We start from the raw sequence: 7,499 nt of genomic DNA on the forward strand, positions 1-7,499 counted from the left end.
GGCCGGGCCGGCCCTGGCCGCCCTGGCCGGTCTGGCGGCGGCGATGAGCGTCGAGGCGCTGTCCGGCCTCGCCCAGGCCTTCGACCAGGACGGCGCGGCCGACGCGGCGCGGACCCGACTGGACGCGATCCTGCGGCATGCGCCGCGCGCGCCCGATCCAAGGCCGGCGGCGACGCCGGTCCTGACCGTGCTGGGCCAGAGCCTCGCGCCCGGCGAGCGCTTCGCCATCGTCGGTCCGTCCGGCTGCGGCAAGACCACCGCGATCGAGAGCCTGCTGGGCCTGCGCGGCGGGACCGCCCCGCCCCGCGCGACCTTGGCCTGGCTGCCGCAGGACGCTGGCCTGATCGCCGGCACGGTGCGCGACAACCTGCGCCTGGCCGCGCCCCGGGCGACCGACGAGCAGATGTGGGACGTCCTGGAGGCGGCCGCCCTGGCCGACCGGATCCGCGCCGCGCCGGAGGGCCTGTCGGCCTATCTCGGCGACGAGGGCGAGCGGCTGTCGGGCGGCGAGCGGCGGCGCCTGGCCCTGGCCCGCGCCTATCTGCGCGACGCGCCGTGGCTGCTGCTGGACGAGCCGACCGAGGGTCTCGACCCCGCGACCGAGGCCCGGGTCGTCGCGCGACTGGACGCGCGCCTGCGCCGCACCGGCCAGGGCCTCGTCGTGATCAGTCACCGCCCCGCGCCGACCGCGATCTGCGGTCGTCGCCTCGACATGACCGCCAAAGAAAAAGGCCCGGCGGTCGTCCCGCCGAGCCTCGTCCCCACCGATTGACCGGTTCTATTTCATGTTCACGCGAATGTAGGTCGCGAAAAGCACGACGGCGAAGACCGTGAACGCGCCGATCACCAGATCCAGATACGCCATTTGTCCGCCCGACATCGGAATTCTCCCCTAACTTCGAGGGGTTCATCCTTGACCCTACGCAATTGTCCCGCCTTGACCTCGCTCAAAACGGCGCGGCTATAGGGGCGCGATTTCCGTGGAGCTCCCAGCGCCGATGAAGCCGGCCCGAGGCCTGTCCTCGACCCTGTACAGCGACCCCCATCCCACCGCCTACATGGCCGCCTTCGCGGCGGTGATGGCGACGGCGGTGGCGCGCCTCTATCTGCCGCAGGCGTTCACGGCGCCGTCGTCGTTCCTGCTGTTCGTGCCGGCCGTGCTGATCGCCGCGGCCCTGGGCGGGGTGGGTCCCGGCGTGTTCGCCACCACCTTCGCCTGGGCCGCCGTCTGGTGGGTGACGCGCGACATCCCGTTCAACCTGGTCAGCGGCATCTGCGCGGCCATCTTCCTGTCGGTGGGCTTTGGCATGGCCGTCGGCGGCGGCTGGTTCCACGCGGCCCGGCGACGGGCGGCGGCGATCAACGACCACCTGCGCTCGATCCTCGACACCGTGCCCGACGGCGTGGTGGTCATCGACCGGGACGGAATCATGACCTCGTTCAGCCCCGCCGCCGAGCGGATGTTCGGCTGGACCGCCCAGGAGGCCATCGGCCGCAATGTCGGCCTGTTGATGCCCGAGCCCCACGCCGCCGCCCACGACGCCCACATCCAGCGCTATCACCGCACCGGCGACAAGCGGATCATCGGCGTCGGCCGGGTGGTGGTCGGCGTCCGCAAGGACGGCTCGACCTTCCCGATGGAGCTGGCCGTCGGCGAAACCCGGGGCTCGACGCCGTCCTACACCGGCTTCATCCGCGACCTGACCCAGAGCCAGGAGACCGAGACCCGGATGCAGGAGCTGCAGAACGAGCTGGTCCACGTCTCGCGCCTGACCGCCATGGGCGAGATGGCCTCGACCCTGGCCCACGAGCTGAACCAGCCCCTGTCGGCCATCGCCAACCTGCTGACCGGCTCGCGGCGGCTGATCGACCGGGGGCGCGAGGCCGACCAGGCCAAGGTGCGCGAGGCCATCGACAAGGCCGCCGCCCAGGCCCTGCGGGCCGGCGACGTGATCCACCGGATGCGCGAGTTCGTCCGGCGCGGGGCCAGCGAGCGCGGGCCCGAAAGCCTGTCCAAGCTGATCGAGGAGGCCTCGGCCCTGGCCCTGATCGGCGAACGCGACCGGCAGGTCGACGTGCGCCTGTCGCTCGATCCCGCCGCCGACGCCGTCTTCGCCGACCGGGTCCAGGTGCAGCAGGTGCTGCTGAACCTGATCCGCAACGGCATCGACGCGATGCAGGAGGGCGGCGCGCGGCGCAAGGCCCTGACCATCACCAGCGCGGTGACCGACCAGGGCTGGTCGGAGGTCAGCGTCGCCGACACCGGTCCCGGCATCGCCGAGGACGTGCGCGAGCGGCTGTTCCAGCCCTTCATGACCACCAAGCCGCAAGGCATGGGCGTGGGGCTGTCCATCTCGCGGTCCATCATCGAGGCGCACGGCGGGCGCATCTGGGCCGAGGCCAATCCAGGCGGCGGGGCGGTGTTCCGCTTCACCCTGGCGCCGGCCGATCAATCCGCCGATCAGAAGGAGACCGTCGAATGACAGAGGTCGCCCCGCCCCCCGTCGTGCACGTGGTCGACGACGACGAGAGCGCGCGCGAGTCGCTGGCCTTCCTGCTGGAGTCGGCCGACTTCGAGGTCGAGACCTACGCCAGCGCGCCGGCCTTCCTGGAGGCGCTGCCGACCGCCCGGTCCGGCGTGGTGATCACCGACGTGCGCATGCCCGAGATGAGCGGCCAGGACCTGGTCGCCCGGCTGGCGGCGCTGAAGGTCAGGATGCCGATCGTGATGATCACCGGCCACGGCGACATCCCCATGGCCGTGGAAGCCATGCGTTCGGGGGTCGTGGACTTCATCGAAAAGCCGTTCTCGGACGCGCGGATGCTGGACGCCCTGGGCCGCGCCCTGAAGGCGGTCGAGGCCGCGCCGGTCACCGACGACCAGGCCGTGGTGCTGCAGCGCCTGGAGACCCTGTCCGAGCGCGAGCGCCAGGTGCTGGACGGGGTCGTCGCCGGCCACGCCAACAAGGTCATTGCCCGCGAGCTGGGCATCAGCCCGCGCACGGTCGAGATCTACCGCGCCAAGCTGATGACCAAGATGCAGGCCGACAACCTGGCGGCCCTGGTGCGGATGACCCTGTCGGTGCGCGGCGGCTAGAGCCGGCGCGTCCGCCGGGCGCCGTCCCGCGTACCCTGGGCGATCCCCGGGTCAGAAGGAGCGCCGACGTGTCCGGAGAGCTTTGGCTTCGCGCCGCCTATGGCGCCAATATCGTCATCCTCGCGCCCGTGCTGACAGGCTTGCTGCTGCTGAGGAACGGGCCTGGCGTGCCGGCGCTGGGCGGCGCGATCGCGGAGTCGGAAGGGCTGCGCCTGCTGGTCGCCAGCCTGTGGGGCGCGATCCTGGTCCTGTCCGCGGCGGGGCTGGTCGCCCCCCGGCTCTTCTGGCCCGTGCTGCTGCTGCAGATCGTCTACAAGAGCGCCTGGCTGCTGATCTATGTCCTGCCGCTCTGGCGCGCCGCCGGGCCGACCGCCGTGCCCTGGGGCCCGACCGCCGTCTTCGCCGCGATCGTGGTGCTGTGGCCGATGGTTCTGGCGGCGGCGGCGCGGTCGGGGGCGCTCGCCGCCTGAGGCGACCGCTACTGGACCGCCAGCAGCGCCGCCAGCTCGCGCCCGAGCGAGTCGTTCAGCAGCGGCTTTTCCAGCAGGAACACCGCGCCGTCGCCGCCGCGTCGCCGGAAGCGCTGGGCGTCGCCGGTCAGCACCACCGTCGGCCGGCCGGGCGCGGCGACCGGCAGCGGGGTCAGGCCGTCGTCGATCACCACGCAGGCCGCCGCGCGGCAGTCGGCGCACAGCTGGCAGGCTTCCGGGCTGGCCGGGGCGTTGACCGCGTAGCCTTCCGTCTCCAGCGAAAAGCGCAGGGCGTCCCGCAGCGGCTCGTCGGCGACGAGCAGCAGGATGAGACGGGGGACCGCCACGTGGTCCGTCAGGCCGGGCAAGTCGCACATGCCGCCACGGTGCGGCCGCGCGGTCCGTAAAACCTTGATCGGCCTCAAAAGGCGGGCGCGGGCCACTCTCTAAGGACGTTCCCTTAGAGGGGTGTCCTTAGGCATAAGACACGAATTTCGGACTCGTTTGCGTTGGCGCAAAAACCACTCCGCAAAGAGGGGTTTTCCATGTTGTCTCCGATCCGCGCCAAGAGCTTCGACACCGACTTCGCCCTGGACGGCGTCCTGGGCATGCCCGCCACCTGTCTGCGCCTGTCGCGCGACGAGGAAATCTTCGGCGAGGGCGAGGACGCCGACTATGTCTATCAGGTCGTGTCCGGCGCCGTGCGCACCTATCGGATCCTGCGCGACGGCCGCCGCCAGATCGACGAGTTCCACTTCGCCGGCGACTATTTCGGCCTGGAGATGGGCGCCACCCACCGGGTCACCGCCGAGGCCCTGACCGACGCCACCGTCCGGATGGTCCGCCGCGGCGCGCTCAGCGACCTGGCCGCCCAGCGCGGCGACGCCGCCCGCGCCATCTTCCGCCTGACCGCCGAGGGCCTGCAGCGCAGCCAGGACCACGTGCTGATGCTGGGCCGCCGCTCGGCACAGGAGCGGGTCGTGGGCCTGCTGCTCGACATCGCCCAGCGCACCCGCGCCGAGGCCGAGCTGGACGTGCCGATGGGCCGCCAGGACATGGCCGACTATCTGGGCCTGACGATCGAGACCGTCTCGCGCACCCTGACGGCCCTGCAGGACGAGGGCCTGATCGCCCTGCCCAGCGTCCGCCACGTGGTGCTGAAGGACCGCCGCTCGCTGGAGCGGATGACGGCCTAGGTTTTAATTCCTGTCATCCCGGAAGCCTCGCAGAGGCTGTCCGGGACCCAGGCTCAAGCGCGGCGAGGCGGCCCATGAGTCCCGGCTCCACAGCCCGCCGCGCGGTCCTTCGGCCGGGATGACAAGTTTTACGGCTCAAGAGAGGCGAGCCCCCTAAACCCCGCCCTCGTCGGCGCGCTCCAGGCCGGCGATCGTGGCTTCGTCCTCGGGACCGGCTTGGTTCACCGTTCGCAGCACCGCCTGGCGCAGGGCGTAGGCCAGCAGGCCGACCAGGATCGCGGTGTTCAGCACGAACGGCCCCCAGCCGACCCGCTCGTACAGCAGCACGAACAGCGGGGCGACCACGACATTCAGGCCGTTGATCGCCGCGATCGCCCCGGCGGCGCCGGCCTGGTCCTGGGCGTCGACCGACAGCGAGGCGCCGGCCGTGAAGCCCGGCCGCGCGAAGCCGTAGCCCAGGCAGGCGATGGCGTAGCCGATGGCGACGGCCGCGTAGTCCGGCGCGAAGGCGACCACCGCGTTGCCGACCGCCGCGCAGGCCACGCCCCACCGCATCAGGTCGCGGGGCCCCATCCGGAACATGCGGATCAGGCCCCACTGGGCCAGGAGACCCGCCACCGCCCCGGCGGCCATGGCCAGGGTGATGAAGCCCTGGGCCTTGATCGGCGTCAGGCCCAGCTTGTCGATGATCAGAAAGCCCAGGGTCTGGGTCTGGGCCGTCTGGCACGAGGCCACGAGAAATCCGAAGATCAGGAACGGCTTCAGGCGCGGATCCTTCCACAGCCCCGTCCCGCCGCCGCGGCCCAGGAACGGCAGGCCGGCGCGCCGCCGGGGCGGCGGCTCTCCGCCGGCCGGCCGGAAGGTCTCGGGCAGGCCGCGATAGACCACCGCCAGCATGGCCGCCGCCAGGATCGCGAAGGCGAACATCGGCCCGGCCAGGGTGACGATCGGCAGCACGAACAGCGGGGCCAGCAGCGGCCCGACCACCGTGCCCAGGCCCGTGGCGCCGGCCAGGGTGGCCATGGTCTGGGTGCGCTCCTCGCGGCTGGTGCGCTCGGCCATATAGGCCTGGGTGGCCGGGTTGGCGGCCGAGCCGAACCCGCCGAACAGCGCGCGCGACAGCAGGAACAGCACGAAGATCACCATCGGCGGGGCCAGATGCCGTAGACCCGCCGAGACGACGACCGCGCACAGCGTCATCGACAGGCAGAAGCCGCCCAGGCCCAGCAGGATCAGCGGCTTGCGCCCTCGAAGGTCCGACTGCCGGGCCCAGATCGGCGAGGTGATCGCCCACAGCACCGCCGACAGCGAGAAGATGGCCGCCACCATGGCGTCGGGGATGCCGATCTGCCGGCCGATCGCGGGCAGCACCGACAGCATGCCGTTGTTCCCCAAGGCGGTCGCGACGGACACGCCGAAGAGGATGGCGAACGGACCCCGGTTGTCCCGGGCGTTTTGAGTCTCCCCAGTCATCAAACAACCGTTAGACCCGCCCGCCGAAGCGTGCAACGGATGGCGAGCATCCGGCGCGGCGGGAACCTCGGGTTAATCATTAACCGCGAAGATGCGCCGTCATTATCGGGGTCGGCCTCACCACCATGTTCCAGATCATCGGCATCGTCCTGCTCTTCGGCCTGGTGTTCGGCTCGTTCATCATGTCCGGCGGCAAGATGGACGTCATCATCGAGGCCGCGCCGCACGAGCTGATGTGTATCCTCGGCGCGGGCATCGCCTCGTTCCTGATCTCGAACTCGATGACCACGATCAAGGCCACCGCCGGCGGCTTCGGCAAGATCTTCAAGGGTCCGAAGTGGAACGCGAACGACTATCGCGACCTGCTGTCCCTGCTGTTCCTGCTGACGAAGACGATGAAGTCCAAGGGCGTGATCGCCCTGGAAAGCCACATCGAAAAGCCGCACGAGAGCACGATCTTCAATCGCTATCCGAAGATCACCCACGACCACTTCGCCGTCGACTTCATCTGCGACACGCTGCGGATGATGACCATGAACCTGGAGGACCCCCACCAGGTCGAGGACGCGATGGAAAAGCAGCTCGAGAAGCACCACCACGAGGCGCTCGAGCCCGCCCACGCCCTGCAGGCCATGGCCGACGCCCTGCCCGCCCTCGGCATCGTCGCCGCCGTGCTGGGCGTCATCAAGACCATGGGCTCGATCACCGAGCCGCCGGCCGTGCTGGGCGCGATGATCGGCGGCGCGCTGGTCGGCACGTTCCTGGGCGTGTTCATGGCCTATGGCCTGGTCGCCCCGTTCGCCCTGCGCCTGACGTCGGTGGTGAACGAGGAAGGCAGCTTCTACAAGATCATCCAGGCCGTGCTGGTGGCCCACCTGCATGGCAACGCCGCCCAGATCTCGGTCGAGATCGGCCGCGGCCACGTCCCCTCGGCGGCCCAGCCCAGCTTCGCCCAGCTGGAAGAGGCGCTGCAGCAGATCCCGAACGAATAGGGCTGTCGGCCTCGTAACTTGCACGCGCTCTCGAAGCGGTATTCCCTGCGCCGCAAGACGTCGTTCCTCGAAGACGACGCGACCAGCTGGAAGGGAAACCGCATGAGCACCACCGTTCTTCGCAAGCTTCTGATCGCCGGCGTGGCCGTCTCGGCCCTGTCCCTGGCCGCGTGCGGCAAGAAGAGCGAGGCCGGCGCCGACAGCGCCGCCGCCAAGGCCGCCGCCGCCGACGCCAGCACCGTGACCGACGCCGCGGCCGCCAAGGACCAGG

9 protein-coding genes and 1 pseudogene are annotated in these 7,499 nt (G+C 70.8%); 7 read left to right on the forward strand and 3 right to left on the reverse strand.

Annotated elements, in window-relative coordinates:
• On the forward strand, nt 1–772 hold a 772-nt coding region (locus Q0V34_RS20395), incomplete at its 5' end, for an ATP-binding cassette domain-containing protein (protein WP_297516132.1).
• A gap of 6 nt (nt 773–778) precedes the next feature.
• On the opposite strand, the gene Q0V34_RS20400 is transcribed toward Q0V34_RS20395, so the two are convergent.
• Nucleotides 779–880, reverse strand: a complete 102-nt coding sequence (locus tag Q0V34_RS20400) for a hypothetical protein (protein ID WP_297516135.1) — start codon at nt 878–880, stop codon at nt 779–781.
• A gap of 118 nt (nt 881–998) precedes the next feature.
• Between Q0V34_RS20400 and Q0V34_RS20405 the strand changes: the two genes are divergently transcribed.
• The 3 genes from Q0V34_RS20405 (at nt 999) to Q0V34_RS20415 (ending at nt 3,567) form a co-directional block, all read left to right on the forward strand.
• Complete coding sequence (locus tag Q0V34_RS20405) at nt 999–2,483, forward strand: PAS domain S-box protein (protein WP_297516137.1); 1,485 nt, start codon at nt 999–1,001, stop codon at nt 2,481–2,483.
• Complete coding sequence (fixJ, locus tag Q0V34_RS20410; RefSeq protein ID WP_297516139.1) at nt 2,480–3,097, forward strand: response regulator FixJ; 618 nt, start codon at nt 2,480–2,482, stop codon at nt 3,095–3,097. Before Q0V34_RS20405 ends, fixJ begins: the two co-directional genes overlap by 4 nt.
• A gap of 68 nt (nt 3,098–3,165) precedes the next feature.
• Complete coding sequence (locus Q0V34_RS20415; RefSeq protein WP_297516141.1) at nt 3,166–3,567, forward strand: hypothetical protein; 402 nt, start codon at nt 3,166–3,168, stop codon at nt 3,565–3,567.
• A gap of 8 nt (nt 3,568–3,575) precedes the next feature.
• Here Q0V34_RS20415 and Q0V34_RS20420 read toward each other — a convergent pair whose 3' ends face one another.
• Nucleotides 3,576–3,944 (reverse strand): nucleoside transporter, encoded by a 369-nt coding sequence (locus Q0V34_RS20420; RefSeq protein ID WP_297516143.1) that lies wholly within the window; start codon nt 3,942–3,944, stop codon nt 3,576–3,578.
• A gap of 168 nt (nt 3,945–4,112) precedes the next feature.
• On the opposite strand from Q0V34_RS20420, the gene Q0V34_RS20425 reads away from it, so the two are divergent.
• Nucleotides 4,113–4,763: a helix-turn-helix domain-containing protein gene (locus tag Q0V34_RS20425; protein WP_297516145.1), complete on the forward strand. Its 651-nt coding sequence runs from the start codon at nt 4,113–4,115 to the stop codon at nt 4,761–4,763.
• Nucleotides 4,764–4,916: 153 nt separating this feature from the next.
• On the opposite strand, the gene Q0V34_RS20430 is transcribed toward Q0V34_RS20425, so the two are convergent.
• Nucleotides 4,917–6,236: an MFS transporter gene (locus tag Q0V34_RS20430; RefSeq protein WP_297516147.1), complete on the reverse strand. Its 1,320-nt coding sequence runs from the start codon at nt 6,234–6,236 to the stop codon at nt 4,917–4,919.
• A 125-nt stretch (nt 6,237–6,361) separates the two neighbouring features.
• Between Q0V34_RS20430 and motA the strand changes: the two genes are divergently transcribed.
• Together motA and Q0V34_RS20440 are read left to right on the forward strand one after the other, a co-directional pair.
• Nucleotides 6,362–7,228, forward strand: a complete 867-nt coding sequence (gene motA, locus Q0V34_RS20435) for a flagellar motor stator protein MotA (RefSeq protein ID WP_297516149.1) — start codon at nt 6,362–6,364, stop codon at nt 7,226–7,228.
• A 102-nt stretch (nt 7,229–7,330) separates the two neighbouring features.
• Nucleotides 7,331–7,499: pseudogene (locus Q0V34_RS20440) on the forward strand (hypothetical protein); the annotation flags it as partial.

The organism is uncultured Caulobacter sp., assembly GCF_947036865.1.
Classification (GTDB): domain Bacteria; phylum Pseudomonadota; class Alphaproteobacteria; order Caulobacterales; family Caulobacteraceae; genus Caulobacter.

Excerpts from the sequence above, each read along its gene's own strand:
- Q0V34_RS20400 (WP_297516135.1), bottom strand. The coding sequence starts at position 880 with ATGTCGGGCGGACAAATGGCGTATCTGGATCTGGTGATCGGCGCGTTC.
- Q0V34_RS20430 (WP_297516147.1), bottom strand. The coding sequence starts at position 6,236 with ATGACTGGGGAGACTCAAAACGCCCGGGACAACCGGGGTCCGTTCGCC.
- motA (WP_297516149.1), top strand. The coding sequence starts at position 6,362 with ATGTTCCAGATCATCGGCATCGTCCTGCTCTTCGGCCTGGTGTTCGGC.
- Q0V34_RS20420 (WP_297516143.1), bottom strand. The coding sequence starts at position 3,944 with ATGTGCGACTTGCCCGGCCTGACGGACCACGTGGCGGTCCCCCGTCTC.
- Q0V34_RS20405 (WP_297516137.1), top strand. The coding sequence starts at position 999 with ATGAAGCCGGCCCGAGGCCTGTCCTCGACCCTGTACAGCGACCCCCAT.
- Q0V34_RS20425 (WP_297516145.1), top strand. The coding sequence starts at position 4,113 with ATGTTGTCTCCGATCCGCGCCAAGAGCTTCGACACCGACTTCGCCCTG.
- fixJ (WP_297516139.1), top strand. The coding sequence starts at position 2,480 with ATGACAGAGGTCGCCCCGCCCCCCGTCGTGCACGTGGTCGACGACGAC.